The organism is Kosakonia sp. (genome assembly GCF_032104925.1).
Classification (GTDB): domain Bacteria; phylum Pseudomonadota; class Gammaproteobacteria; order Enterobacterales; family Enterobacteriaceae; genus Kosakonia.
This window is the reverse complement of record NZ_DAMCGF010000002.1, coordinates 14,017-39,117: the sequence shown is the minus strand read 5'-3', so window position 1 is coordinate 39,117 and position 25,101 is coordinate 14,017. Positions and strand designations below refer to the sequence as shown.

Genomic DNA, 25,101 nt, shown 5'->3' with positions numbered 1-25,101 from the left:
CAACCGTTATCAGAACGTTTCCCAGTTGGCTTCGCTGAAGCTTTCGGTCGCTTTGGCCTGCGGTTTGCTGACTGGCGTGATTAACGCCGGACGGCGTGCGCTGCGTGTACGGTTGACCTTGAATACCGCCACGGTTTCAGTCAGGCGTGCCGCCTGCTCTTCCAGTGCCGCAGCCGCAGCGGCGGACTCTTCCACCAGCGAGGCGTTCTGCTGGGTAACGCGGTCCATCTCAGCAACGGCCTGGCCTACCTGATCGATACCACGGCTCTGCTCGTCAGAAGCAGACGAGATTTCGCCCATGATGTCGGTCACGCGCGTGACGGCGCTGACGATTTCAGCCATGGTTTCCCCGGCTTCATGCACCAGGGCGGCACCCGCATTGACACGATTACCGGAGTCTTCAATCAGCCCTTTAATCTCTTTTGCTGCCTGCGCACTGCGCTGCGCCAGGGTACGCACTTCACCCGCCACCACGGCAAAGCCTCGGCCCTGTTCGCCCGCACGGGCCGCTTCAACGGCGGCGTTCAGCGCCAGGATGTTGGTCTGGAAGGCGATACCGTCAATCACGTTGGTGATCTGCGCGATTTTGCTGGAACTGGTGGCAATCTCATCCATGGTGCGCACCACGCCATCTACCACTTCCCCACCTTTCTTCGCGGTACCGGACGCGTTCAGCGCCAGTTGCGTTGCCTGACGGGCGTTGTCGGCGTTCTGTTTCACCGTGGCAGTAAGCTGCTCCATGCTGGCGGCGGTCTCTTCCAGCGACGCGGCTTGCTGCTCGGTGCGTGAAGAGAGATCGTTACTGCCAGCGGAAATTTCACCCGCGCCGGTGTAAATGGTATCAGCGCCGTCGCGCACTACGCTGACGGTTTTCACCAGCGACTGCTGCATTTCCTGCACATTCTGCGCCAGCAGCGCCATTTCGTTTTTGCCTTCGGCATCAATGTCATGCGTCAAATCGCCGCTTGCGATGTGGCGGATATGACTCATCACTTCATGCAACGGCTTCAGCAGGACGCGCTGCATCGCAACCCAGCTCATGACGATCACCGCCAGCACGACCAGCATCACCGTACCGAGGATCCACAGGATACGCTGGTAATCGCGTTCATTCTGGACGATCCCTTCACTCGCCAGTACGGTTTGCGCATCGCGCCACGCGCGATAGCTCTTCTGCATGGCAACTTGTTTCGCTTCGGCGTTCTGGCGGAACATATCTTCCAGACTACCGGCGAGCAGCAGACGGTTCATCTCTGTCAACGTCGCATGGTAGATGCCGTATTGCGTTTCCAGATCTTTCGACAGCGCTTTATCCAGCCCTGGCGTGTCCGGAATGGTTTTGTACTTCTCGAAATGCTGTTGCGCCTGGTTCAGCAAGTTGGTGGCCGTTTGCGCCAGTTCATTAAGCTGACCGCCATTAATCTGGCTGGCGGTGCTGCTTTGCAGACGCAGCATGCCGCGGTTCAGCGTCACACGCGCCTGGTTGAGGCTGATCCAGGCATCGGTAAATTCGGAAACGTTCTGGCTGGAAACCTGAGAAACGTTGAAGTTGTTTTTATCGTTATTAAGCGCACTGATGAACACGCCAGCGGAGATCAGCTGCATTGCACCAAGTACAAGTAATACCATGATTAATAAAGTAATAACTTTTATTCTTTTGAACATTGTAAGCCTTTATAGCGTGCAGGATATTGTCTGGAGTCTTGGTATCGGCAGCGAAGCGGAGTTGTTTAATTGTGATGCAGGTCGCAATCCAGTAATTTCCAATAAAAACACCGCTATTCAACATGTTAAATTCGTAAGATTTTTTGTGATGAATATCACAGTTTTTCGTGTAAGAAAGGAATAAGGCGATTTCCGCCACCCCAAAAGGGGTATATCATCGGCTTAAAGATGCATCTAAAATACAACTTATAAATTACACATGAGGTAACTGCTATGGCTTTCCGCGATCAACCCCTGGGTGAGCTGGCGCTCTCTATCCCCCGCGCCTCCGCACTGTTCCGTAAATATGATATGGATTACTGCTGCGGCGGTAAGCAGACGCTGGGACGTTCTGCGGCCCGCAAAGAGCTGGATATTGACGTCATCGAAGCCGAGCTGGCGACGCTTGCCGAGCAGCCGATTGAGAAAGACTGGCGCGTGGCGGGGCTGGCGGAAATCATTGACCACATTATCGTGCGTTACCATGACCGTCACCGCGAACAACTGCCGGAACTGATCCTGCAGGCCACCAAAGTCGAGCGCGTCCATGCCGATAAACCGAACGTGCCGCGCGGCTTAACCAAATACCTGACGATGCTGCATGAAGAGCTTTCCAGCCACATGATGAAAGAGGAGCAGATCCTGTTCCCGATGATCAAACAGGGCATGGGTTCGCAGGCAATGGGGCCGATAAGCGTAATGGAGAGCGAGCACGATGAAGCGGGCGAACTGCTGGAAGTGATCAAACACATTACCAATAACGTCACCCCGCCGCCGGAAGCCTGCACCACCTGGAAAGCGATGTATAACGGCATCAATACCTTGATTGACGATCTGATGGAACACATCAGCCTGGAAAACAACAATCTGTTCCCGCGTGCCCTCGCTGGCGAATAAATAAAGGCGCCCGAGAGCGCCCTGATTCATGGAAGTTTAGAGCCGCCGCGCGGCTCTTTTTTTATGGCTGGCGGTTAGCCAGACGCTTTTTGCCCGCGTACAGCCAGCCCGCGCCCAGCACCACAAACCACAACGGCGTCACGATCAGCGCCTGGCGGGTATCTGCTTCCAGCGTCAGCAGCACCAGTACAAAGACGAAGAACGCCATGCACACCCAGCACATCAGTTTGCCCAGCGGCATTTTGTAGTTCGACTTTTCATGCAACTGCGGGCGCTGCTTACGGTACACCAGGTACGAGCAGAGGATGATCGTCCAGACGAACATAAACAGGATCGCCGATACGGTGGTGATCATGGTGAACGCGGCAATCGCGCTCGGATTGACATACAGCATCACCACACCGCCCAGCAGGCAGATACAGGAGAAGGTCAACCCTTTCGCCGGAACCGCGCGTTTAGAGAGCTTAGCGAACGCTTTTGGCGCCACGCCATCCTGCGCCAGGCCGAACAGCATCCGGCTGGTGGAGAAGACGCCGCTGTTGGCGGAAGACGCCGCCGATGTCAGCACTACGAAGTTGATAATGCTCGCCGCCGCCGGAATACCCACCAGCACGAACAACTCAACAAACGGGCTCTTATCCGCCACCACGGAACTCCACGGTGTCACCGACATGATCACAATTAGCGCGAAAACGTAGAACATAATAATGCGCACCGGGATCGAGTTGATGGCGCGCGGCAGGGATTTCTCCGGATCTTTGGTTTCCGCTGCGGTCGTACCGACCAGCTCAATCCCCACAAAGGCAAACACCGCGATCTGGAAACCAGCAAAGAACCCGCTGATGCCTTTCGGGAACCAGCCGCCGTCATTCCACAGATGCGAGAAGGAAGCTTCAACGCCGGTCGGGGATTTAAAGTGCATCAGCACCATCACCACACCCACGATGATCAGCGCGACAATGGCGACGATTTTGATCATCGCAAACCAGAATTCCATCTCGCCGAACATTTTTACCGTCGCGAGATTGAGGCTCAGCAGCACGACGACAACGGCCAGCGCCGCTACCCAATCGGCAAGGCCGGGGAACCAGAACTGCGCGTAAGCCGTGATGGCGACGACATCAGCCATACCGGTCACTACCCAGCAAAACCAGTATGTCCAGCCGGTAAAATACCCCGCCCACGGGCCTAACAGGTCGGCGGCGAAGTCGCTAAAGGATTTGTATTCGAGATTCGACAGCAGTAATTCACCCATGGCGCGCATGACGAAAAACAGCATAAAGCCGATGATCATATACACAAAAATGATCGACGGACCGGCGAGGCTGATGGTTTTCCCGGAGCCCATAAACAGCCCGGTCCCGATGGCACCGCCAATGGCGATGAGCTGAATATGCCGGTTTGTGAGATTTCGCCGTAGCGACTGTTCAGTCGACGCCTGTTCGTCGGCCACGACTTTAACCTGATCTACCATGTTGTATTCCTGTCTGTGTTGTTGGGGCTCTACTGGCCTTTTTTAGTTGCGTGTTCCGCCCTTGTATGGACGCAAAGATATTAGGTAAGAATCGGCGGGATGAATACTCGGAATTAAAAACAATGTTAAATATTTGTTTAAAGTGAGTGTCATATCACTCAGGTAACGCGAAATAGCTCACAAAAATACACCCGATTGCGCCATTTGCAAGATAATCTGTCGGTATTGGTTTTATTAACAAACGATCAGCGCAGCAGGTGCAGCCTCTCCCCTAATGGGAAGAGGCATTTATGCGGGGAATTACAGGATTTCCAGCAGTTCCACTTCAAATACCAGCGTGCTGAACGGCGGAATAGACGCGCCAGCGCCGCGCTCGCCGTACGCGAGGTTGTGCGGAATAGTCAGTTCCCATTTGGAACCCACCGGCATCAGCGTCAGGGCTTCGATCCAGCCAGCAATCACGCCGTTAACCGGGAATTCAGCCGGTTCGCCGCGCGCAACGGAGCTGTCGAACACGCTGCCATCAATCAGTTTACCGGTGTAGTGCACACGTACACGGTCGGTACGCGCCGGGATAGCGCCTTCGCCCTGGGTAATAACGCGGAATTGCAGACCGGATTCGGTGCTGTTCACGCCTTCACACTCGCGGTTCTCTTCCAGATATTTCACGCCTTCCGCCGCCATCTCTTCGAAACGGGAACGACGCACAGCGTCAGCACGCTCGTGAATTTCACGCAGCGCACGATGTACAACATCTACCGGAACAGCGGGTTGTTTGCCTTCCAGTGCATCAGCGATGCCTGCGACCAGCGCTTCCGGTAACAGCCCCTCTAACCCGGATTCGCTCAGCTGCTGTCCTACCTGCAAACCAATGCCGTAGCTGGCTTGCGCTTCGATCGTGTCAAAAGTTGGGGTTGTCATGGGTTTTCCTTTCATCGCTTTTTAAGGTAGCGCGCAGCATAACAGCCGCGCTGCACCGGGTAAAACTTTGTCGCAGGAAAGATGACAAATCGCAGGGAAAGGGAAAGAATACAGCAAGTAAGATTTATCCCGAATTGCGGTCACAAAATGCAGCTTTTTGTCGACTTTCAGGCAGTTAAAAACGGCGTACGCCGCGGTGGCGGGATAAAGTGTATATACTCAACGAGACAGGACATTAAATGACGCGGAGCAGGAGGAAAGCCATGCCCGGGCGATTTGAACTGAAACCTACCCTGGTGAAAATCTGGCAAGCCCCGGACCATTTTCGCCTGATGGATCCGCTCCCGCCATTGCACCGTCGCGGCCTGATCCTCGCGGCTTTGCTGGTGGTTATCGGTTTTCTGTTACCGTCAACTGACGACAGCAACCGCTCCACTACGCCATCCGGTGCTCGCGAAGCGCAACTCAATCTTCCTGCCTCTTCACAGCCGCAACCTTCCACAGCGGAACCCACACCGCCGCAGGTGGTGAGTGAGCCGCAGCAAACCGCGCCGAGCGCGGAAGAATCAATGCAACAGCAACAAGCCGTAGAGCAACAGCAACCGGTGCAGCAACCGCGTCAGCATGTAGCGCAGAACACGCTGCCCTCTTCCAGCGGCATCGAGCAGCAGTGGCGCGCTTACCGTGTTGAAGAGGGGAAAACGCTGGCGCAACTGTTCCGCGATCACAACCTGCCGCCAACCGATGTCTATGCGATGGCCAAAGTGGAAGGTGACGGTAAACCGCTGAGCACCCTGCAAAGCGGCCAGATGGTGAAAATTCGCCAGAACGCTAACGGCGTAGTAACCGGGCTGACCATCGAAACCGGCGGCCAGCCGGTGCTGTTTACCCGCCAGCCGGACGGCAGCTTTATCCGCGCACGTTAAGCCACTATGCCGGGTACCTGTTACCCGGCTCGTTTATTGACCCACCAGATCCCTGAGCAGACCAGTACCAGCGCGACCGCGTATTTGATATCAAGAATATTTTCACCGAGGAAAATGGCGGAGAGCACCGTACCGGCAACCGGTATCACGAAATTGAACGGCGCGATCATGCTGACGCGGTTCACTTTCAGCAGCATGCTCCACAGCGCAAAAGCCACCGCAGACAGCAGCGTAAGATAACCGAGGATCGCGACCGCGCTGAGGCTATGCACTTCCAGCGTTCCCCCCGACAGATAGCCGCCAATCAGCAGCGCAACGCCGCCGATAGCCAACTGCCAGCCGGTCATCACCGTGGGATCTACTGTCTGGGAAATGCGTTTGCCATACAGCGTGGCGGCAGAGAGGATAAACGCCGCCAGCACAATGAAACCGTCGCCGTTCCAGACAAAAACAAAGTCACGCATACCGCTGTGGAAGTTCACCAGCATGACGCCGGCAAATCCCAGAATACAGCCGAGGCTTTTGTTGTAGCTGAGCTTGTCGTTTTGATAGATAAAGTGCGCCAACAGCACGCTGAAGAAGGTGCCGGTCGCATTCATGATCGACCCGTTTACGCCGGTAGTATAAGCAAGACCAATATAGAAGAAGGTGTATTGCAGGGTCGTTTGCGTTAACCCGAGCACCGTCAGTTGCCCAAACTGCGTAGCCGATAACCTGCCAATCGGTTTGCGCTGCGCCAGGGCGAACAGCAGCAGCAATACGCCTGCAAACAGGAAACGGTAACCGGCAAATACCACCTTTGACGGGATATCGTCGGTGGCGATGTGAAAGAGTTCGTAGCCGTTTTTAATGGCCGGGTAGGAGCTACCCCAGAGCAGACAACAGAGCGTGGCGCAGGCGTAAGCCACATTGCGGCGGGCAAAAACGGACGCGGGCAGAGCGGTTTCCATGACAAATCTCAAAGATAAAATTGCGTTTCAATTATTACCTGAGGATGCGTCAGAATGCGAGATTAAACAAGCCACAATGGCCTGTTCTGCGAGGCCTGAAAAGCAAAACGCCGGCACAAGGCCGGCGTTTTACACATTGTTTTAGAGTAACGAATTACTCAGCAACAACGTTTACAGTCAGTTTAGCGAATACTTCGCTGTGAACCTGGAAGTCCACTTCGTGCTCACCAACAGTACGCAGAACGCCGTTCGGCAGGCGAACTTCGCTCTTCGCAACTTTCACGCCAGCTGCAGTTACAGCGTCAGCGATGTCGCGAGTACCGATGGAACCGAACAGTTTACCTTCGTCGCCAGATTTAGACGCGATGGTAACAGAGCCCAGTGCGTTGATGCTTTCAGCGCGAGCGTTAGCAGCCGCCAGAACGTCAGCCAGTTTGGCTTCCAGTTCAGCGCGACGAGCTTCGAAATACTCAACGTTTTTCTTGGTAGCCGGAACAGCTTTACCCTGCGGTACCAGGAAGTTACGAGCGTAGCCCGCTTTAACGTTAACCTGATCACCCAGGCTACCCAGGTTTGCTACTTTATCAAGCAGAATAACTTGCATTACCTTATCCTCTCAAAGTCGTATTAATGGACCGTGACCGATTACTGATGACGATCAGTGTACGGCAGCAGGGACAGGTAGCGAGCGCGTTTGATAGCGCGTGCCAGCTGGCGCTGATATTTTGCACGGGTACCGGTGATACGGCTCGGGACAATCTTACCGCTTTCGGTGATGTAGTTTTTCAGCGTAGCGATATCTTTATAGTCGATCTCTTGAACGCCTTCCGCGGTGAAACGGCAGAACTTGCGACGACGGAAATAACGTGCCATTTGGCTAGTCTCCAGAATCTATCAATTCAATCTGCTCGGCATGCAGAACCATTTTGCTCAAGCCGTTCTTTGCCTTGTGGCAACTGATGAACCCCTGAACAGTTACTGCGCTGCCGACCGTTATACTGTGAGTAATGGCCTGGTTCTCCTGCCCGCTGATTATTACAGGCATTTGGCACCACGCCTGCCGGTGGAAACCGGCTTCCTCCTGCACAGAACGGTGCTCAAGCACGAACTGGCAGTGAGGAATTCCTGACGGGCTGACCTTACGAAGCGGCGCCCTGCACACTGTGCCGGACAACACCAGGCGGTTGGCCATCAGTAATTACTCTTCAGAATCCCCAGCATCTGCATCATCTGCGGTTTCGTTAGCGAAATCATCGCGACGCTCACGGCGCTCGTCTTTCGCTTTAACCATCGGAGATGCTTCGGTAACAGCGTGTTTAGTACGCATAACCATGCTGCGAATAACGGCATCGTTGAAGCGGAAGTTTGTTTCCAGCTCATCGATCACTTCCTGCGGAGCTTCAACGTTCATCAGAACGTAGTGTGCTTTGTGCAGTTTGTTGATCGGGTAAGCCAGCTGACGGCGGCCCCAGTCTTCCAGACGGTGGATCGTACCTTCTGCTGCAGTGATTGCACCAGTGTAACGTTCGATCATGCCCGGAACCTGTTCGCTCTGGTCAGGATGGACCATAAAAACGATTTCGTAATGACGCATCGAATTGCTCCTTACGGATTATTCAGCCTCCTGTCTGGGTCAGCCGAATCCCGGGGAGGCAAGGAACGTGTTAAAGGTCGGCTGAAAAATTGACGCGTCATAATACTGATGTCCCCTGCCAAACTCAAGGCAATTGCACAAATAATTCGCACTAAGCGCAAAGAGAAGCGCGCCTGGCGAATTAAAATTAAGCACAACGCATTACGGCAATTTTTTGAACGACAGCATCAGAAATGGTCGCGATACCTTTTTGGGCTAACGCGTACACTTTAAACAGGCCTCAAACATAAGGAGGAGAGATGTTAAAAAACTAAAAAACGACGTTTTATCGGAGCATAACATCATGAAATACATCGCAATGTTATTAACAACCTTGCTGCTTAGCGCCAATGCCGCAGCGGCAATTAAACTCAACAACCAGCAAGCCCACAACATGGATGATGTGCACAGCTTAGGCGTTATCTATATCAATCATAACTTCGCTACTGAGCATGAAGCTGACGAGGCGCTCAATGACGAGGCCGACGCCCACAGCGCCAAATATTACCGTGCAGAGCTCACTCATGAGCCGGGAAGCAACGGCAACCTGCACGCCAGCGCGTTTATCTACCGCTAATTATACGTTTTACAGGCCAGTCCCTCTTGCATTTGCGGCCCCGCATTGGGGCCGCTCACCGACGTGAGAATTCTTTTTTTATCCCCCTTATCAAACCCCTTTCCGGCAGGTTTAATAGCGTTCTGGCTGCGGTGATGAAAAGGTGCGGGGAAAGCAATGTTCAAGCGGTTTTCAACGTTAGGTCGCATACCTGCAGGCGTCTGGGTATTAGGCGGCGTCAGTATGTTGATGGATATCTCCTCGGAGATGATCCACAGCTTGCTGCCACTGTTTATGGCCACGGCGCTCGGCACAAGCGTCGTGATTATTGGCCTGATTGAAGGGCTGGCGGAAGCCACCGCGCTGATGATTAAAGTCTTTTCCGGCATGTTCAGCGACTACATCGGCAAACGCAAAGGGCTGGCGCTGCTGGGTTATGGCATGGGCGCATTAAGCAAGCCGCTGTTTGCGCTGGCCTCAACGTCCGGCCTGGTGTTCGGCGCACGCATGATGGATCGGCTTGGCAAAGGTATTCGCGGGGCGCCGCGCGATGCGCTGGTTGCCGATGTCACCCCGACGGAAATCCGCGGCGCAGCGTTTGGTTTGCGCCAGTCGCTGGACACCGTTGGCGCGTTCCTCGGGCCATTGCTGGCGGTCGCATTGATGCTGTTGTGGAATGACGACTTTCAGGCCGTATTCTGGATCGCGGTAATCCCCGGAGTGCTGGCGGTCGCGCTGTTATTCTTTGGCCTGCACGAACCGAAAACCCCCATCACCCATAAGCGCACCAATCCCATTCGCCGCGAAAATCTCAAACGGTTAAGCCGTGCTTACTGGTGGGTGGTGGCGCTCGGTTTTATCTTTACCCTCGCCCGCTTTAGCGAAGCATTTTTGGTGCTGCGCGCCCAGCAGCTGGAGATCCCGCTGGCGACCATTCCGCTGGTGATGGTCGCCATGAACCTGGTCTACTCGGTCACCGCCTATCCGTTTGGCAAACTGTCAGACCGCATCAGCCACAGCCGGTTACTACAGCTGGGTCTGGTGGTACTGATCTTCGCGGATATGGCGCTGGCGCTCAGCCAGCACTGGAGCACATTGCTGCTCGGTGTCGCACTGTGGGGTGTGCATATGGGCATGACGCAAGGCTTGCTCGCGACCATGGTTGCCGATACCGCGCCAGCGGAACTGCGCGGCACGGCGTTTGGCATGTTCAATTTACTCAGCGGTGTTGCGCTGCTGCTGGCGAGCCTCGGTGCCGGCGTTTTGTGGGAAACCCATGGCGCGGCGTCAACCTTCTGGGCGGGAGCCATCATCTGTGTGCTCGCGCTGGTGGTTATACACTTGCGCCGAACGGCTTAAAGATAACGGCTAAAAAAGTCCGTTGTCGCACTCAGCGCTTGCGGGGTGATGCGGTGCGTTACCCCGGCTTCCCACTGGTAAGTGAGATTGGTGTCCAGCCCCTGTTCCTGCAATGCTTGCTGTAAACGGAAAGATTCCACTGCTGGCACCACATCATCTTGCTCACCGTGCCACAGCAGCAGCGGGCGATCGGCGATACGCGCCAGTTGCGTACTGACGTCCCACTGTGAGAGCGGATCAATAATCGCGTCGAATTCACATTGCTGTTCCGGCGTGGTCACGGCCAGCGGCGGGAAAAGCGTACGCGCAAGCGTGGTGAAATAGCCGGAGCCCATCAGGCTTGCGACGCAGCGCACTTCCGGGTGTTGGGTCATAATGCCTAGCGCAGTCATCCCGCCCATTGACGCACCACCGATCGCCAGCCGCCGGTTATCAATCAATTCAAGACGCTCCAGCGCGCAGCGCAGCGCGGCGAACTCTTCAATATTGCCACGCAGAATTTGCCAGAACCGGTGCAAACGCCGCTCAACATCACCGCTAAAGCGCGCACCATGATCCGGAGCGTCCGGCATCACCACGCGGAAACCGGCTTGCGCCAGCGCCACGGCAAAGTAGCTGTAGACCAGCTTTGATGAGGTGAAACCGTGATAAAACACGACACAAGGCAGCGGTTCGGCGCGTTTTCCCGCCGGGAAGGCATGCAGCGTTTCGATACCCGCAAATTGTTCAACCTGAAGTTCAATCATTACTCCCTCCTTGATCTATAGTGCTGGTATGCCACTGGCGACAGGGTGGCGCAAGTCAGATTTCGCATGAGCATCTGACGACGTTGAGAGATAGCTTACGCTTTCAAAACACTTTCATTCGAAATTAGTGCTCGGGATAACATTTCGGGAACATTCCCCCAAACGGAAATTCACCAGGAACTACACTATGGCAATCAGGAGAGATGAGAAAACCATGCGTGCTTTACCGTGCTTACTGTTCGCCTTGTTATTAAGCGGCTGCGCAGTGCTGGAAGGTAAGCCGCAATCTGCACCGCCGGTTAGCGACCATCCGCAGGAAATCCGCCGTAATCAAACGCAGGATCTCCGCGAGATTGGTGCCGTTAGCGTAACGGTACTGGGTTCTCCCATGGACGTAGAAGACGCAATCAAAGCCAAAGCCGTGGCCGCCGGCGCCAATTATTACGTCATCATCATGATGGATGACACCATAATTCCCGGTCGTTGGTTCGGACGCGCCCTGCTGTATAAACAGTAGCGAGGCGTTGATTTTCAGGACATTTACATTGCTTTGCGTCCATTGATGTTCTCCTGTGCACAATAGGATTTTTCGAATCCGTTGCGCGAAAGGAAGCCCTGCACACTATCGGGGTAACGTAAAATGGAGCTGACTATGAAACGATCTCTTGCTTTAAACTCACTGTTGCTTTCTACCGGTTTGCTAAATACAACAGCGCAGCCTGCAGAGTTCGCCAGCGCTGACTGTGTGACGGGATTAAACGAAATCGGTCTTATCTCCGTCAATAATGTCTCAGGGAGCCTACAGGACGTTGAGCGGGTTATCGCGTTAAAAGCAGATGAACAGGGAGCCTCCTGGTATCGCATTGTGCGAATGCAGGAAGATCAACAAGTTGACAACTGGCGAGTGCAGGCCATTTTGTACGCCTGAGCCGTCGTAAAAAGCCACCTAAATCTGGTGGCTTTTTTATGCCCCTACAATCATTAAGATTATGTTATTGTAAGGATGCATCGATGTAACATTTTGTTACATTGACAAACTAAATGTTATCGCAATTGTGCCGTTGAAGGAGCCTCATACACAGAACAACGGACAAATTATGAGCGCCTTTTTTCGCCGCACCGGCCTCGGTGCAAAATTGTCACTTCTGACTGGCGCAAGCGTTGCAACGCTTTTCCTCTTATTCACTTTTCTGATGAGCAATAAAGCCAGCCAACAGCTGGAAACGCTGGCCATGGAAGACCTGCACAGCCAGTCTACCGGGGTAGTGGATATGGTTGAAATGTTCAACAGTAGTCTCAGTGATGAGGTGGAGAGCTACACGCGCTTGTTCAGCAGTTTTCTGCCACAGCCGCTCGCGGTTGATTCACAGCAGCGCCGCGAGATTAACGGTATCGATGTGCCGCTCTTCAAAGGCGGCGATACTGAACTGCATAACAACAACGCTATCCCGGACGATTTCCTCAACCGAACCAGCGCTATCGCGACGCTATTCGTGCGCAGCGGTGACGACTTTGTGCGTGTCGCAACATCACTGCGCAAAGAGAACGGCGATCGCGCCATCGGCACAAAGCTGGATAAAGCCAGCCCGGCTTTTGCGCCGGTAATGAAAGGTGAAGTCTATCGCGGGCTGGCGCTGCTGTTTGGCAAACGCTATATCACCCAATACCAACCGGTAAAAGACGCCAGCGGCAACACCATTGCCATTCTGTTTGTTGGCGTTGATATCTCCCGTTCGTGGGAGGTGATGCGCAATAAGATCCTCGGTCGTAAGCTGGGTGAAAGCGGCCATTTCTTCGTGCTTGATCGCAACCAGGGCAAGAATTACGGCAACTATCTGTTCCACGATACCGACGAAGGCAAACGCCCGCAGTGGGATGAAAAAGATCTACAAACCTTGCTGACAAACAGCAGCGGTACGCTGGCGCGCCAGAGCGCAGACGGCCGCACATTGCTGATGTCCTACACCGTGCTGCCCGGCTGGAACTGGACAGTGGTTGGCGAAGTCGACAAAGCCGTACTGCTGCGCGATGTCACCACCATGCGTAACCAGTTCCTGCTGGCTGGTATCGTGGTTTCCCTGCTGTTTGCCGCGCTGTTTGTGGTGATTATTCGCCGCTGGCTCAGCCGCCCGCTGCGTAATGTTATCGAACTCGCTCAGCAATATTCGGCAGGCGATTTGCGCGCCACTCTCGTGGTGGATCGTCATGATGAAGTCGGGCAGTTGATCGAAGCCATTAACGGCATTGGCGACGGGCTGCACAAGATTGTGTTGCAGGTGCGCGAATCTGCCGCCGAAATTAACCTCGGCACCAACGCGCTGGCCGCCGACAGCGGCGAAATCAGCGAGCAGATCAACAAGCAAGCCAGCAGTGTGGAAGAGACCTCCGCCAGCATGGAGCAGCTTGCCGCCACCGTGCAGCAAAACGCTGCCAACATGGAACAAACGCAAAGCCTGGTGAATGAAACCACCGACGCGGTGCAAAAAGGCGGGAAAACCGTCGATCACTCCGTGGCGACAATGGAAGACATTCGCGCAGCATCACAGCGCATTGCCGACATTACCCATGTGATTGAATCCATCGCTTTCCAGACCAATATCCTGGCGCTCAACGCCGCAGTAGAAGCCGCGCGCGCAGGTGAACATGGTAAAGGTTTTGCCGTGGTTGCCCAGGAAGTTCGCGCCCTGGCGGCGCGCAGCGCCAACGCGGTGAAAGAGATTGAAGCGCTGATTGGTGACACGCTGAAAAAGGTGAGCGAAGGACATTCCCAGTCAGAAGCCACGCGCGTTGCCATGCAAACGATCATCAGCCACATGGATCAGATCAACCAACTGGTGCATGAAATTAACCATGCCTCCCACGAGCAATCAGCGGGCATCAACCAGGTTAACCTGGCGATGACGCACATCGGCGACGCCACGCACGTCAACGCCGGGCGCGTTTCGCAAAGCGAGGAGACGGCCCGTACGTTGCGGGAAAAAGGCGCACACCTGAGCGAGCTGGTAAGCCTGTTCCGCCTGAAGATGGATTAATTTGCTGCCCCCGTGGCGCGTAGCAGCAGGTCATTTTGCACCTGCTCGCCAATCGGCGACGTGCCACGGGTATCCAGCATCATCTGGCACCACGCCTGTGCGATCGGCGGCGATGCGTGGCGCAGCATTTGCGCTCCTGTTCCCAGCCGCCAAAGCAGTTGCGTTATCTCCCTTCCCTGCGCTTCATCCGGTCTGCGTAGCCGCTGCTGAAGCTGTCGCCATGCGCGATCAAAATGGCGATCCTGCCCTTTCACCGTCGCAAAATCATCACTGAGCAAATCCACTATCCCCGGCTGTTTACCCAGCACACGCAGCACATCCAGGCACATGACGTTGCCGGAACCTTCCCAGATGCTATTGACCGGCATTTCGCGATACAAGCGCGGTAACTCGCTCTCCTCGCAATAGCCGATACCGCCAAGCACTTCCATCGCTTCGGCGACAAACGGGATCCCGCCCTTACAGACCGCAAATTTCGCCACCGGAGTAAACAGACGCGCAAAGAGCGCGTCTTGCTCATTGCGGCGGCTGTCCCATGCGCGGGCGAGGCGAAACAGCATGGTGGTTTGCCCCTCCAGTTCCAGCGCCATCCTGCTCAGCACGTGACGCATCAGCGGCTGATCGACCAGGTTTTTACCAAACGCCTGACGCCGGTGTGCGTGATAGAGCGCCACCGAAAAGGCACGGCGCATCAGCCCATGGCTTCCCAGCGCGCAATCAAAGCGCGTCAGCCCACCCATTTTGAGGATCTGCCGCACGCCGTCGCCCTCTTCGCCAAGCAGCCAGCCGCTGGCATCGCAAAACTCCGCTTCGCTACTGGCATTAGAACGGTTGCCGAGTTTCTCTTTCAGACGCTCAAGCCGCACGCCGTTACGCTGACCGCCAGGCAGAAAGCGCGGTACAAAAAAGCAGGAGAGCCCGCCTTTGGCCTGTGCCAGCACCAGATGCGCATCACTTTGCGGTACGGAAAAGAACCATTTATGTCCCACCAGCCGGTATTCATCCCCGCTTTTTTCCGCTCGGGTGGTATTGCTCAGTACATCCGTTCCGCCCTGTTTTTCGGTCATTCCCATACCAATCAGCAGGCCGCGTTTCTGATTACCCGGCGCTAAATGAGGATCGTAACGGTCACTCAACAGCGGTTTTAACCAGTCATGAAAAGGCATCGGCAAGGCCTGTTGCAGCAGCGGCGTGGCCGCGAAAGTCATGGTGATGGGGCACAAGGTGCCGGATTCAACCTGGGCGTGCAGCACAAACCGCGCCGCCCGCGCGACAAAAGAACCGACGCGCGCCTCCTCTTCCCAGGCCAGGTTATGCACCCGGTTGGCGCACAGCCCCTGCATCAACAGATGCCATGCCGGGTGAAAACGGACATCATCCAGCCGCTCGCCGGTGGTGTCATAACGCAGCAGCTCCGGGGGATTGGCGTTAGCTAATCTTCCCAGCTCCAGCGATTCCGCCGCGCCCAATTGTTGGCCAATGCTGGCGAGCAGCTCGGCGTCCCACGCCGCGCCTTCGCGCATCACCGCCTCGCACAAAGGGCGATCGGAAAGAAAAAGGTTGCTGTTTTTTAACGGAATGGGTTGGTTAAAAACGGTATGCGTCTGCCAGTGCATCGTGTCTCCCTCCTTCAATGGCAATGAAGATAAGTATGGACAGCCCGCGCTAACGCTGCATGGGAGTAGGCTCACAAGGCCGCAATTTGACGGTAATCATTCGTGAAACGGCTCACACAATATAAGAATAATATATTTCATGAATGCGATTACTGATGAATAATTTATTCTCACCTTGCCAAAGAGAATCCTGATGCCAGCTTCCCAACACGCACCGAATGCGCACAAACGCGCTTTGATTGCCGGCTCGATCGGCAACTTTATCGAGTGGTACGAATTCGCGGTCTACGGCTTTCTCGCCACCGTAATTGCGAAAAACTTCTTTCAACTCTCGGGCGAAACGGGACTCACCAGTCTGATCCTGACTTATGCCTCCTTTGCCGTCGCCTTTTTCTTCCGCCCACTTGGCGCAATGGTGTTCGGGCGTATCGGTGACCGGATTGGCCGCAAGCCGACGCTGATTATCGTGCTGGTGATGATGACGCTCGCTACCGCCGCAATTGGTCTGGTCCCGGTGTATGCCAGCATTGGCATCGCCGCACCGCTCATTATTACCGGTTTACGCATTTTGCAGGGGCTGTTTGCCGGGGGCGAATACGGTGGCGCGGTATCGCTAATGACGGAGTTCGCGCCGCGCGGCAAACGCGGGCTGTATGGCGCATGGCAATCGTTTACCGTGGCGCTGGGGCTGCTGGCAGGTGCCGGTATTGTGGCGCTGCTTTCCGTGTTGCTGACGCCAGAGGCGTTGCATGACTGGGGCTGGCGCATCCCCTTCTTCCTTGCGCTGCCGATGGGCGTTGTCGCGCTGTGGTTGCGGGTGAGCATGGAGGAGACGCCAAGTTTTGTGCAACAGCAGGCGCATCCTGTTACCGAACACGCCCGGCTGAGCGACACGTTCAAAGCCATCATCATGGGGATTGGCCGGGTGATGGTGTGGTCCGCCGCCGGTTATACCTACCTTGTGATCATGCCTGCGTATTTACAGTCGGCGCTGCATACTGGCTTTAACCAGGCGCTGCTGATTGCGGTGATATCCAATATTGGCTTTGCGGTGACGATCATTCCCTCCGGCATCCTGAGCGATCGCATCGGGCGTCGTACGGTGATGGTGATTGCCACCGCGCTGCTGCTGATCCTGGCGCTGCCGCTGCTGAAAATCCTGCAGGCGGAATCAAGCACGCTGGCGATAAAAGCCGTGGTGGTACTGGTAGCGGGCGGTCTGGTCGGTATGCTGGCAGGACCTGGCCCGGCGATGCTTGCGGAGATGTTTCCAACCCGCGTGCGTTATACCGGGCTGGGTCTGGCGTATTCGCTGTCGAACGCGCTGTTTTCCGGCTGCGCGGGGTTAATCATCACCGGTCTTATCAAAGAGACAGGAAATGTCGATATCCCGGCCTATTACGTGATGGCAACGGCGTTAGTCAGCATTGTGGCGCTGATGACGCTCAAAAAAGATGACCATTTGCGCTCGCTTGAGGAGTAACGTTCGTTGCCCGGCCGCGTTGCGCTTGCCGGGCGGTGCATTACCCGGCGATGTAGTGCGGTACAAACCGCGAGGTATCTTTGGTAATCAAGGTGCAATCTTCGCGGATGCCCATGCCGACCGCTTCATCGTCTACCACCCAACTGCCAATCAGCGTGTAGCTGTCGCCAAAGCGCGGCAGCGGCTGAAAAGCCTGGTAGATCATCGGTTCTTCGCCGTAATCGCCCTCTTCATGGTCAATCACGTTGTGCGCCCCGTCGAAAAGGGTGACATTGCCCCCTTCGCGGGAAAACAGCGGCTTGCGCACGTAGCTGGCACCCGCCGCGATTTGCGGCTTTTCCCCATCAAACCAGGCGGGCAGCAGGTTCGGATGATGGGGGAAGAAACGCCACAGCAGCGGCAGTAGCCCCTTATTGCTGAGCACGCTTTTCCACAACGGTTCCAGCCACTGTTCGCGGCGTTTACACAACAAGGGGCCGTTTTCGTCGCGCATCATCCACTCAAGCGGATAGAGCTTAAACGCCTGGCGAATGACATTATCATCCAGATCCGTCAATACACCGCCCAGCCCCAGCCCAACGTCTTCGATATAAATAAACCGCGTATCGAGTCCGGCCTGGCGGGCGCAATCCTCCAGGTAGAGCACTGTGCCACGATCTTCCTCGGTTCCTTTGCAGCAGCAAAAATAGAGCGGGTGACGACTCTGGATCTCGGCGAAACGGGCAATCAACTTGTCCTGAATCGCGTTGTACTGATCGGCATCGCGTGGGAGCGTACCGTTACGCCGCGCATCCTCCATCCACAGCCACTGGAAGTAGGCGGATTCGTACAGCGAGGTTGGCGTATCAGCGTTATATTCGAGCAACTTCACCGGGTCTTTGCCGCACCAGACAAAATCCATTCGCCCGTAGAGCGACGGATCGCGGTTGCGCCAGCTTGCGGCAATCGCATCCCAGTACAACGGCGGGATCGCGAGCTGGCGAAGGATCGCCTCGTCCGCCACGGCGCGATCGACTACCTCAAGGCACATTTGATGCAGTTCGGCGGTCGGCTTTTCAATCTGCTCTTCAATCTGGCGCAGCGTAAAACGGTAAGCGCGGCTCTCATCCCAGTAGACTTCGTTATCAATGATATGGAAGTCAAAGCCGTGGTCGCGGGCGATCCGCTCAAGATCCGGGCGCACAGCAACATCATGACGCAGCATCGTTAGCCTCCCCAGCTTCCGCGCGCGCTGGAAGAGCGCCCGAAACCGCCACGTGATGAAGTGGTCGCCTTTTTGGTGGTGTAACCATAATGGTTGCTCGCGCTGCTGCTTCCACCGGAGCGCCAGCTGTAATCTCCGTCGCGGTTGCGCCACACCGGGCGGGAAGCGTAGTAACTGCCGCCGCTGCTGTAGCTGTATTGCTCATCCCGGTCTTTGCGCACGGCCTGGCTTAACAGAAAACCGCTGAGCACTGGCATCCAGCGCTGGCCAATATTGTCGTAGTAGCAATTATCGTATTGCTGCACGCAATACGGTTGCGACATATTACGCGGGATCTCTTGCTCGAAGTTCATGCGTGCGTTATTCCACGCATCGTTACACACCTGCGCAGCGTTACCGTCGTCAACGCAATCCTGCTGCGAGGTGTAATAAACCCCGTCACCGTCGTTATCGTCTTTATGATCGTTGCAGCCTTTTAAAGCAAAAAAGGCGGCGCCGCCCATAATCGCCAGCGTCAGGTATTGCCCGCTTTTACGCTCTTTCGGCTGGGTGAAAATGGGCCGCTGGGCGCGGCTCTGCGCAGGCGAAAGAATAGGATTTCTTTGCCGATTTGCTCTCTTTCTGGCCATGATGTTCCATTACCACGTCATGCAGGCGGCATTAAAAATCCCGCCCGCCAGTGCCGCCGCACCCATAAATAACCCGGCGGCAGTATTACTGTTAATTATTTTGTCGCTCAGTTTCGGCATATACAGACGCACACCGCCGTAAACAAGTAACTGCACCACCAGCGCAATAACACCCCAGATTAAATAATCCGGAATACTCACCGAGTTAATCGCCGCGCTGGAAAGCGGAATAATATAGCCCAGCAGAGAACCACTAAACGCTAACGATGCGGCGACATTATTCTCTTTAATTAATCGCCATTCATCGTGCGGGGTAATGCGCGTATAAACGAAAAGAAAACAGAGCACCATCGCAATGCCAATAAAAAAATAAGAGCAAAACGCCAGCAGCGATCCGAGAATATGCATATCTACTCCCATAATTAACCAATGACCTTTAATGATGTCAGCGGAATATCCACGCCCAGCGCGCGCGAGTAGATCCACTCCGGCTGGTTTTGCGCATTAAAGGTCTCTTCGCCGTTTAACAGCAAATATTCGAACACGTCAGCGGTGACTTCGCGCTGGTACGCCATCATAAAGTTGTGCACTTCCCAGCTTGCGCCAGCGTGGTTGTTGACGGTTTCCAGCGTATAGACCGGTTCGATATCGCCCCGCTCTTCCGCGTTAAACACGCGCTGCCACTGGCAATCCCGCCAGCGGAGCACGGGTTTGCCCATCGCGTTTGCGCTCAACATATCGCGCCAGGCTTTTTCGCCGGAAACCCCCGCGCTCTCTTCATACACAAACAGTTTGATGTCATCGATATTGTGCGTTTCCAGACCGCCCGAAGTGCTGATTTGCAGGAACTCATCGCCCGTTGTGTAGTAGCGATGAATCATGCATCCGGCGCCGAGATCGAACGACCCGCACGCGCCAATGGTGTACTCTTCGCCGGGAAGCTGAACCAGCAAATCCTCTTCGCACAGGCGAAACAGCAGCGTATCAATGGTGAAACCCGCGTGCAGATGCAACCCAAGCGGACCTCTTACCGGGGCCGCCGCATCAGGCCGCCCCAGCAGGTTTTTCAGAAAAGAGAGCATCACGGTTTCTGTTGCTGTTGCAGACGCGCCAGCACATCCTGCGCCGAAGTTTTATCGCTGCCGCCAATACCGGCCTGCGCCAGTTTTTCGTCGAGATCGCGTCCGTCAGCCACTTTTTCAAGCTGCGTTGCCGCATCCAGTCGGGCCTGGCGTTCAGCCTGACGTGCCTGCAGGCGTTTCAGGGACTCTGCCGCCGTGGCCACATTGTTGGACGCGCCCACGGTGGAGGTAGTGACAGCCTGTTGCGCGCGCTGCATCGCATCGGTGGCTTTAATCACTTCCAGTTGCTGCTCAAACTGCTCAATACGTTGCGCCGTGGCGGTTACCGCTTTTTCAACGGCATCGCGCGACGTTTCAAGATTCGCCAGCACTTGTTCTTCCGCCGCAATGGTATTTTCCAGACGGGCGATTTCGCTGGCGACTTCATTCAGCAAACCGGCATCCACATTTTTCGCCATCGCTTCCAGCGCGCGGGCTTCAAGGCTGGCTTTGCGCTCACGCAAATCGTTGAGTTTGTCGTTGCTCAACTTAACGCGCGCCAGCAGGTCGACGCGGGATTTACCCGCTTTATCCAGCTCAGCGCGCGCGTCGCGAATATGTTGCTCCAGCATGCGCACACCCTGCGTCTCTTCAATCGACTCTTCCGCCTGAGCAATAAAGGATTTACCCAGCGTAAACAGGCTTTTTAAAATTCCCATACCACCACTCCCTGACAATGTTATTGGGTAAAATCATCGGTTAGTTCAGCAAGATCCAGCGCGTTTTGCGCAAGCGTGGAGATTTCCAGCAGGATATCGTCGAGCGAGGAGTTAAGCGACAGCGCGCCGAAGGCGACATAATACTCTTCCCCGCCGACAGGCGAGATGCCAACGGACGATAAAGGTAAAAGTTTTTGATTGCGCAGCAGGAAGGCGTTAAAAGCGTCCTGTTGTTTAATTTCACTTAAAGGACAAATATAGGTTTCAATAATTATCTGCCGGGAAGTGAGCAACAGATTTAATTGCAAATCGCCGTAGTCATCCAGTTTAATAATTAACGCATCAGCTTCGTGTTGGATATTTAACGTAAGCGTCGATGATTGCAATAATGCCGCGCCAAGTGTCTCTACAGTCCATGCCATCATTTATACCCTGATTATTCCATCGCAATAAAAGTAAAAAGAGAAAATATCTGCCGGCAAATTCTACCAGTGTTCAGGGCAAAAAAAACCACCCGAATAAGGGTGGTTTTACCGTGCGCTGGAAGTTTAAAGCGCGCGCTGGCGCACCGCTTCAAACAAGCAGATGCCGGTGGCGACCGAGACGTTGAGCGACGACACGCTGCCCGCCATCGGAATGCTGATCAGCTCATCACAGTGCTCACGCGTCAGGCGGCGCATACCTTCACCTTCCGCGCCCATGACCAGCGCCATGCGCCCGGTCATTTTGCTCTGGAACAGGGTGTGATCGGCTTCGCCCGCTGTGCCGACAATCCAGATATTCTCTTCCTGCAACAGGCGCATGGTGCGCGCCAGGTTGGTCACGCGGATCAACGGTACGCTCTCTGCCGCGCCGCAGGCGACTTTTTTCGCCGTGGCATTCAGCTGCGCGGATTTGTCCTTCGGCACGATCACCGCATGCACACCCGCCGCGTCTGCGCTACGCAAACAGGCCCCCAGGTTGTGCGGATCGGTGACGCCATCGAGGATCAAAAAGAAGGGTTGCTCGAGGCTGGCGATCAGATCCGGCAGATCGTTTTCCTGGTACTGACGCCCCGGTTTCACGCGTGCAATGATCCCCTGGTGCACCGCGCCTTCGCTTTTTTCATCCAGATACTGGCGGTTCGCCACCTGGATCACCACGCCCTGCGCTTCCAGCGCGTGGATCAGCGGCAGCAGACGTTTGTCCTCGCGGCCTTTCAGAATAAACACTTCCTGAAAACGCTCCGGGGCGCGCTCCAGCAGGGCCTGCACCGCATGGATGCCGTAAATCATTTCACTCATTGATGGTACTCATTTGGGGCGGTTTCGCCGCGTTATGTGGGCCGTGACACTCATCACTTGCGCTCATTATAACCGACACGCGCTGCAGAAAGTACCTCCGCGGGCTCAGTTGCCGCTTTGCCGAACATGGTATGGAGTGCGGAATTTCGCTGCACCGTGATGTTTCGCCCGCGCAAAGGGAATGGTTTCGCTTTTGCCCGGTAACTGTTGAACAGCGTTTCCCGGAAACCACGAAAGGTTGAGTGGCGATGTGATGCATCACTTCAGTTAATGACGCAGCGGGTAAATGCCGGAGGACGAATGAGATAAAACAGGCTGGCAGATAATCGTACTGAGCTAATGCGGCGATTTTCCAGGGCTGTTTTATACGCGCACCAATATCGGTGTAAACCGCTCAGAAAAGATAACAACCCGTGGAGTATTGAATAAGTGACGCAGAAAAAAACCCTTCACGGGAAGGGCTTTGCTGGTATTACTGGGCGGCTTTCTTTTTCGCCGCGCGTTTCGCTTTGGTCGCGGCGGCGATTTTCTGCGTTTTCGCCGACGGTTTTTTGGCTTTTTTCGCTTTGCCTTTTCCACCTTCACCACGGAAGGCGCTGTCTGGCTCGAAATTCACTTTTTTACCCATCTGGCGACGCGGCGGCTTTTTCGCAGAGCCGTTTTTGCCTGCCGAACCTTTTTTCGCTCTTTCACGCTCGGTTTTCCCCACGTTACGCGGGCTGCGCTCACTGGAGATCAGCGAGAAGTCGATCTTGCGCTCATCCATGTTGACCGCTTCGACTTTTACCTGCACCCGATCGCCGAGGCGATACGTCTGTCCGCCGGATTCGCCAATCAGGCGCTGACCGATCTGATCGAAGCGGTAGTAGTCGTTGTCCAGCGAAGAGACATGCACCAGCCCATCGATAAACAGATCGTCGAGCCGCACGAAGAAACCGAAGCCGGTAACGCTGGCGATAACGCCCGGGAAGGTGTTGCCGACCTGATCCTGCATAAAGTCGCATTTCAGCCAGTCCGAAACATCACGAGTGGCTTCATCGGCGCGGCGTTCGGTCATCGAACAGTGCTGACCCAGTTGCAGCACCTCTTCCATGCTGTAGTGCCAGCCGCCAGTTTCGGTGCTGTTGCCCTTCAGCCCCTGCTCTTTCGCCAGTAAATATTTAATGGCGCGGTGCAGTGATAAGTCCGGGTAGCGGCGAATCGGTGAAGTGAAGTGCGCATAAGATTGCAGCGCCAGGCCGAAGTGACCGCGGTTTTCCGGATCGTAGATCGCCTGTTTCATCGAGCGCAGCAGCATGGTTTGCAGCATTTCGTGATCCGGGCGATCGGCAATCGATTCCAGCAGCTCGGCGTAATCGCGCGGCTCCGGTTTATTGCCGCCCGGCAGCTCCAGCCCCAGCTCGGCAAGCACGGAGCGGAACGCGGTGATCGCATCGTTGGTCGGTTTATCGTGAATACGGAACAGCGCCGGCTCGTCGGCTTTCTCCACAAAACGTGCTGCGGAGATGTTGGCGAGGATCATGCACTCTTCAATCAGTTTGTGCGCATCGTTACGCTGAGTCTGCTCAATACGCTCAATGCGGCGCTCGGCGTTGAAGATAAACTTCGCTTCTTCGCTCTCAAACGAGATGCCGCCGCGCTCAGCGCGCGCCTGATCGAGCACTTTATACAGGTTATGCAGCTCTTCGATGTGTTTCACCAGCGGCGCGTACTGCTCACGCAGTTCCTGATCGCCCTGCAACATATGCCACACTTTGGTGTAGGTCAGACGTGCGTGGGAGCTCATCACTGCTTCGTAGAATTTAAAGCCGGTTAAGCGCCCTTTTGAGGAGACGGTCATTTCACAGACCATGCACAGGCGATCCACTTGCGGGTTCAGCGAGCACAGGCCGTTTGACAGCACTTCCGGCAGCATCGGCACTACTTGCGATGGAAAGTAAACCGATGTGCCACGGTTACGGGCTTCGTTATCAAGCGCGGTGCCGTGACGCACGTAATAGCTCACATCGGCAATCGCTACCCACAAGCGCCAGCCACCGCCGCGTTTCTTCTCGCAGTAAACGGCATCATCGAAGTCGCGGGCATCTTCGCCATCAATGGTCACCAGCGGCAGATCGCGTAAATCTACACGCCCGACTTTGGCCTCTTCCGGTACTTGCTCTTTCAGCCCGGCGACCTGTTTTTCTACTTCTGGCGGCCACTGGTACGGAATTTCATGGGTGCGCAGCGCCATGTCGACCGCCATGCCGGTACCCATGTTGTCGCCGAGCACTTCGACAATTTTACCAATCGCTTTCGTGCGGCGGGTTGGACGCTGCGTCAGCTCAACGACCACCACAAAGCCCATGCGCGCGCCCATAATCTCTTCAGGCGGGATAAGAATGTCGAAACTCATGCGGCTATCATCCGGCACGACAAAACCGACACCTGCGTCGGTAAAGTAGCGGCCAACGATCTGCCCGGTTTTCGGCACCAGCACGCGTACGATACGCGCTTCGCGGCGGCCTTTACGATCCGCGCCCAGCGGTTGCGCCAGCACCTGATCGCCGTGAATACACATTTTCATCTGCTCGCTGGAGAGATAAAGATCGTCTTTGCGGCCTTCAACGCGCAGAAAACCATAGCCGTCGCGGTGACCAATCACCACGCCTTTGAGCAGATCGAGACGTTCCGGTAAGGCGTAGCACTGACGGCGGGTAAAGACTAATTGCCCGTCGCGCTCCATAGCGCGCAGACGGCGGCGCAGCGCTTCTTGTTGCTCTTCACCTTCGATATTGAGTTCGATCGCCAGTTCATCCCGGCTGGCTGGTTTTTCGCGTTTGGCTAAGTGATCGAGGATGAATTCGCGGCTGGGAATGGGGTTGGTATATTTTTCAGATTCGCGTTCGAGGAAAGGATCTTGTGACAT

27 protein-coding genes are annotated in these 25,101 nt (G+C 55.2%); 9 read left to right on the top strand and 18 right to left on the bottom strand.

The genetic code is table 11. The annotated features are described in order from the left end of the window. Positions 1-9: 9 nt before the first annotated feature. The gene (locus tag RT644_RS03290) at positions 10-1,665 is read right to left on the bottom strand and encodes a methyl-accepting chemotaxis protein (RefSeq protein WP_045513705.1); all 1,656 of its coding nucleotides are present in this window, start codon (positions 1,663-1,665) and stop codon (positions 10-12) included. On the opposite strand from RT644_RS03290, the gene RT644_RS03285 reads away from it, so the two are divergent. Continuing rightward, positions 1,628-1,849 carry a hypothetical protein gene (locus tag RT644_RS03285; protein WP_162484578.1) on the top strand — a complete coding sequence of 74 codons (222 nt, stop codon included), beginning with the start codon at positions 1,628-1,630 and terminating at the stop codon, positions 1,847-1,849. The genes RT644_RS03290 and RT644_RS03285 overlap by 38 nt on opposite strands. An 89-nt stretch (positions 1,850-1,938) precedes the next feature. Next, on the top strand, positions 1,939-2,601 hold the full coding sequence (gene ytfE, locus RT644_RS03280) for an iron-sulfur cluster repair protein YtfE (protein ID WP_020456257.1): 663 nt from the start codon (positions 1,939-1,941) through the stop codon (positions 2,599-2,601). Positions 2,602-2,662: 61 nt separating this feature from the next. On the opposite strand, the gene cycA is transcribed toward ytfE, so the two are convergent. Both cycA and fklB read right to left on the bottom strand, forming a co-directional pair. Next, positions 2,663-4,075 carry a D-serine/D-alanine/glycine transporter gene (gene cycA, locus RT644_RS03275; protein WP_020456256.1) on the bottom strand — a complete coding sequence of 471 codons (1,413 nt, stop codon included), beginning with the start codon at positions 4,073-4,075 and terminating at the stop codon, positions 2,663-2,665. A gap of 300 nt (positions 4,076-4,375) precedes the next feature. Continuing rightward, positions 4,376-4,996 carry an FKBP-type peptidyl-prolyl cis-trans isomerase gene (gene fklB, locus RT644_RS03270; protein WP_313625645.1) on the bottom strand — a complete coding sequence of 207 codons (621 nt, stop codon included), beginning with the start codon at positions 4,994-4,996 and terminating at the stop codon, positions 4,376-4,378. A 263-nt stretch (positions 4,997-5,259) separates the two neighbouring features. On the opposite strand from fklB, the gene RT644_RS03265 reads away from it, so the two are divergent. Continuing rightward, positions 5,260-5,922, top strand: coding sequence for a LysM-like peptidoglycan-binding domain-containing protein (locus tag RT644_RS03265; protein WP_269232394.1), 663 nt, complete (start codon positions 5,260-5,262; stop codon positions 5,920-5,922). 20 nt (positions 5,923-5,942) lie between these two features. On the opposite strand, the gene RT644_RS03260 is transcribed toward RT644_RS03265, so the two are convergent. The 5 genes from RT644_RS03260 to rpsF all read right to left on the bottom strand — a co-directional run bounded on the left by RT644_RS03260 (position 5,943) and on the right by rpsF (position 8,466). Continuing rightward, positions 5,943-6,872 carry a DMT family transporter gene (locus RT644_RS03260; protein WP_020456253.1) on the bottom strand — a complete coding sequence of 310 codons (930 nt, stop codon included), beginning with the start codon at positions 6,870-6,872 and terminating at the stop codon, positions 5,943-5,945. A 154-nt stretch (positions 6,873-7,026) separates the two neighbouring features. Then, positions 7,027-7,476 (bottom strand): 50S ribosomal protein L9, encoded by a 450-nt coding sequence (gene rplI / locus RT644_RS03255; RefSeq protein WP_017459146.1) that lies wholly within the window; start codon positions 7,474-7,476, stop codon positions 7,027-7,029. 41 nt (positions 7,477-7,517) lie between these two features. Further along, on the bottom strand, positions 7,518-7,745 hold the full coding sequence (rpsR, locus tag RT644_RS03250) for a 30S ribosomal protein S18 (protein ID WP_000135199.1): 228 nt from the start codon (positions 7,743-7,745) through the stop codon (positions 7,518-7,520). A gap of 4 nt (positions 7,746-7,749) precedes the next feature. Beyond that, a complete protein-coding gene (priB, locus tag RT644_RS03245; RefSeq protein ID WP_017459147.1) occupies positions 7,750-8,064 on the bottom strand; it encodes a primosomal replication protein N in 315 nt (104 codons plus the stop codon). A gap of 6 nt (positions 8,065-8,070) precedes the next feature. Beyond that, positions 8,071-8,466: a 30S ribosomal protein S6 gene (gene rpsF, locus RT644_RS03240; RefSeq protein WP_020456251.1), complete on the bottom strand. Its 396-nt coding sequence runs from the start codon at positions 8,464-8,466 to the stop codon at positions 8,071-8,073. Between the two features lie 343 nt (positions 8,467-8,809). Between rpsF and RT644_RS03235 the strand changes: the two genes are divergently transcribed. After that, a complete protein-coding gene (locus RT644_RS03235) occupies positions 8,810-9,082 on the top strand; it encodes a DUF1471 domain-containing protein (RefSeq protein WP_313625638.1) in 273 nt (90 codons plus the stop codon). A gap of 156 nt (positions 9,083-9,238) precedes the next feature. Beyond that, positions 9,239-10,420 (top strand): MFS transporter, encoded by a 1,182-nt coding sequence (locus RT644_RS03230; RefSeq protein WP_313625636.1) that lies wholly within the window; start codon positions 9,239-9,241, stop codon positions 10,418-10,420. Here the strand turns inward: RT644_RS03230 and yjfP are convergent. Continuing rightward, on the bottom strand, positions 10,417-11,166 hold the full coding sequence (gene yjfP / locus RT644_RS03225; RefSeq protein WP_313625635.1) for an esterase: 750 nt from the start codon (positions 11,164-11,166) through the stop codon (positions 10,417-10,419). The two genes, RT644_RS03230 and yjfP, sit on opposite strands and share 4 nt — an antisense overlap. Positions 11,167-11,353: 187 nt before the next feature. Between yjfP and bsmA the strand changes: the two genes are divergently transcribed. From bsmA to RT644_RS03210, 3 genes are all read left to right on the top strand, one after another. Next, positions 11,354-11,683, top strand: a complete 330-nt coding sequence (gene bsmA, locus RT644_RS03220; protein WP_044489546.1) for a biofilm peroxide resistance protein BsmA — start codon at positions 11,354-11,356, stop codon at positions 11,681-11,683. Positions 11,684-11,806: 123 nt separating this feature from the next. Continuing rightward, the gene (gene yjfN, locus RT644_RS03215; RefSeq protein WP_020456246.1) at positions 11,807-12,094 is read left to right on the top strand and encodes a DUF1471 family protease activator YjfN; all 288 of its coding nucleotides are present in this window, start codon (positions 11,807-11,809) and stop codon (positions 12,092-12,094) included. A 169-nt stretch (positions 12,095-12,263) separates the two neighbouring features. Then, positions 12,264-14,198: a methyl-accepting chemotaxis protein gene (locus RT644_RS03210; RefSeq protein ID WP_313625631.1), complete on the top strand. Its 1,935-nt coding sequence runs from the start codon at positions 12,264-12,266 to the stop codon at positions 14,196-14,198. Here the strand turns inward: RT644_RS03210 and RT644_RS03205 are convergent. Continuing rightward, complete coding sequence (locus RT644_RS03205; protein WP_269232391.1) at positions 14,195-15,814, bottom strand: isovaleryl-CoA dehydrogenase; 1,620 nt, start codon at positions 15,812-15,814, stop codon at positions 14,195-14,197. The genes RT644_RS03210 and RT644_RS03205 overlap by 4 nt on opposite strands. Positions 15,815-16,007: 193 nt before the next feature. Here RT644_RS03205 and RT644_RS03200 point away from each other — a divergent pair, with 193 nt between their 5' ends. Continuing rightward, entirely contained in the window at positions 16,008-17,297 is a 1,290-nt protein-coding gene (locus RT644_RS03200) for an MFS transporter (RefSeq protein ID WP_313625626.1), read from the top strand. Positions 17,298-17,337: 40 nt separating this feature from the next. Here RT644_RS03200 and RT644_RS03195 read toward each other — a convergent pair whose 3' ends face one another. From RT644_RS03195 to rnr, 8 genes are all read right to left on the bottom strand, one after another. Next, entirely contained in the window at positions 17,338-18,501 is a 1,164-nt protein-coding gene (locus tag RT644_RS03195; protein ID WP_020456242.1) for a glutathionylspermidine synthase family protein, read from the bottom strand. 2 nt (positions 18,502-18,503) lie between these two features. Beyond that, positions 18,504-19,130: a DUF1190 domain-containing protein gene (locus RT644_RS03190; protein WP_020456241.1), complete on the bottom strand. Its 627-nt coding sequence runs from the start codon at positions 19,128-19,130 to the stop codon at positions 18,504-18,506. 9 nt (positions 19,131-19,139) lie between these two features. Further along, positions 19,140-19,538: a DUF350 domain-containing protein gene (locus tag RT644_RS03185; protein ID WP_020456240.1), complete on the bottom strand. Its 399-nt coding sequence runs from the start codon at positions 19,536-19,538 to the stop codon at positions 19,140-19,142. A gap of 14 nt (positions 19,539-19,552) precedes the next feature. Further along, positions 19,553-20,212 (bottom strand): DUF2491 family protein, encoded by a 660-nt coding sequence (locus tag RT644_RS03180; protein ID WP_020456239.1) that lies wholly within the window; start codon positions 20,210-20,212, stop codon positions 19,553-19,555. Further along, entirely contained in the window at positions 20,212-20,910 is a 699-nt protein-coding gene (locus RT644_RS03175) for a PspA/IM30 family protein (RefSeq protein WP_020456238.1), read from the bottom strand. Before RT644_RS03175 ends, RT644_RS03180 begins: the two co-directional genes overlap by 1 nt. A gap of 20 nt (positions 20,911-20,930) precedes the next feature. Next, positions 20,931-21,332 carry a YjfI family protein gene (locus RT644_RS03170; RefSeq protein WP_045513726.1) on the bottom strand — a complete coding sequence of 134 codons (402 nt, stop codon included), beginning with the start codon at positions 21,330-21,332 and terminating at the stop codon, positions 20,931-20,933. Between the two features lie 126 nt (positions 21,333-21,458). After that, complete coding sequence (rlmB, locus tag RT644_RS03165) at positions 21,459-22,193, bottom strand: 23S rRNA (guanosine(2251)-2'-O)-methyltransferase RlmB (protein WP_045513728.1); 735 nt, start codon at positions 22,191-22,193, stop codon at positions 21,459-21,461. A 472-nt stretch (positions 22,194-22,665) separates the two neighbouring features. Continuing rightward, positions 22,666-25,101 (bottom strand): ribonuclease R, encoded by a 2,436-nt coding sequence (gene rnr, locus RT644_RS03160; RefSeq protein WP_020456235.1) that lies wholly within the window; start codon positions 25,099-25,101, stop codon positions 22,666-22,668.

What these genes read in the sequence shown, in the direction of transcription:
- RT644_RS03285 (WP_162484578.1), top strand. Translation starts at nt 1,628, where the DNA reads ATGATTAATAAAGTAATAACTTTTATTCTTTTGAACATTGTAAGCCTT.
- RT644_RS03290 (WP_045513705.1), bottom strand. Translation starts at nt 1,665, where the DNA reads ATGTTCAAAAGAATAAAAGTTATTACTTTATTAATCATGGTATTACTT.
- ytfE (WP_020456257.1), top strand. Translation starts at nt 1,939, where the DNA reads ATGGCTTTCCGCGATCAACCCCTGGGTGAGCTGGCGCTCTCTATCCCC.
- cycA (WP_020456256.1), bottom strand. Translation starts at nt 4,075, where the DNA reads ATGGTAGATCAGGTTAAAGTCGTGGCCGACGAACAGGCGTCGACTGAA.
- fklB (WP_313625645.1), bottom strand. Translation starts at nt 4,996, where the DNA reads ATGACAACCCCAACTTTTGACACGATCGAAGCGCAAGCCAGCTACGGC.
- RT644_RS03265 (WP_269232394.1), top strand. Translation starts at nt 5,260, where the DNA reads ATGCCCGGGCGATTTGAACTGAAACCTACCCTGGTGAAAATCTGGCAA.
- RT644_RS03260 (WP_020456253.1), bottom strand. Translation starts at nt 6,872, where the DNA reads ATGGAAACCGCTCTGCCCGCGTCCGTTTTTGCCCGCCGCAATGTGGCT.
- rplI (WP_017459146.1), bottom strand. Translation starts at nt 7,476, where the DNA reads ATGCAAGTTATTCTGCTTGATAAAGTAGCAAACCTGGGTAGCCTGGGT.
- rpsR (WP_000135199.1), bottom strand. Translation starts at nt 7,745, where the DNA reads ATGGCACGTTATTTCCGTCGTCGCAAGTTCTGCCGTTTCACCGCGGAA.
- priB (WP_017459147.1), bottom strand. Translation starts at nt 8,064, where the DNA reads ATGGCCAACCGCCTGGTGTTGTCCGGCACAGTGTGCAGGGCGCCGCTT.
- rpsF (WP_020456251.1), bottom strand. Translation starts at nt 8,466, where the DNA reads ATGCGTCATTACGAAATCGTTTTTATGGTCCATCCTGACCAGAGCGAA.
- RT644_RS03235 (WP_313625638.1), top strand. Translation starts at nt 8,810, where the DNA reads ATGAAATACATCGCAATGTTATTAACAACCTTGCTGCTTAGCGCCAAT.
- RT644_RS03230 (WP_313625636.1), top strand. Translation starts at nt 9,239, where the DNA reads ATGTTCAAGCGGTTTTCAACGTTAGGTCGCATACCTGCAGGCGTCTGG.
- yjfP (WP_313625635.1), bottom strand. Translation starts at nt 11,166, where the DNA reads ATGATTGAACTTCAGGTTGAACAATTTGCGGGTATCGAAACGCTGCAT.
- bsmA (WP_044489546.1), top strand. Translation starts at nt 11,354, where the DNA reads ATGGCAATCAGGAGAGATGAGAAAACCATGCGTGCTTTACCGTGCTTA.
- yjfN (WP_020456246.1), top strand. Translation starts at nt 11,807, where the DNA reads ATGGAGCTGACTATGAAACGATCTCTTGCTTTAAACTCACTGTTGCTT.
- RT644_RS03210 (WP_313625631.1), top strand. Translation starts at nt 12,264, where the DNA reads ATGAGCGCCTTTTTTCGCCGCACCGGCCTCGGTGCAAAATTGTCACTT.
- RT644_RS03205 (WP_269232391.1), bottom strand. Translation starts at nt 15,814, where the DNA reads ATGCACTGGCAGACGCATACCGTTTTTAACCAACCCATTCCGTTAAAA.
- RT644_RS03200 (WP_313625626.1), top strand. Translation starts at nt 16,008, where the DNA reads ATGCCAGCTTCCCAACACGCACCGAATGCGCACAAACGCGCTTTGATT.
- RT644_RS03195 (WP_020456242.1), bottom strand. Translation starts at nt 18,501, where the DNA reads ATGCTGCGTCATGATGTTGCTGTGCGCCCGGATCTTGAGCGGATCGCC.
- RT644_RS03190 (WP_020456241.1), bottom strand. Translation starts at nt 19,130, where the DNA reads ATGGCCAGAAAGAGAGCAAATCGGCAAAGAAATCCTATTCTTTCGCCT.
- RT644_RS03185 (WP_020456240.1), bottom strand. Translation starts at nt 19,538, where the DNA reads ATGCATATTCTCGGATCGCTGCTGGCGTTTTGCTCTTATTTTTTTATT.
- RT644_RS03180 (WP_020456239.1), bottom strand. Translation starts at nt 20,212, where the DNA reads ATGCTCTCTTTTCTGAAAAACCTGCTGGGGCGGCCTGATGCGGCGGCC.
- RT644_RS03175 (WP_020456238.1), bottom strand. Translation starts at nt 20,910, where the DNA reads ATGGGAATTTTAAAAAGCCTGTTTACGCTGGGTAAATCCTTTATTGCT.
- RT644_RS03170 (WP_045513726.1), bottom strand. Translation starts at nt 21,332, where the DNA reads ATGGCATGGACTGTAGAGACACTTGGCGCGGCATTATTGCAATCATCG.
- rlmB (WP_045513728.1), bottom strand. Translation starts at nt 22,193, where the DNA reads ATGAGTGAAATGATTTACGGCATCCATGCGGTGCAGGCCCTGCTGGAG.
- rnr (WP_020456235.1), bottom strand. Translation starts at nt 25,101, where the DNA reads ATGTCACAAGATCCTTTCCTCGAACGCGAATCTGAAAAATATACCAAC.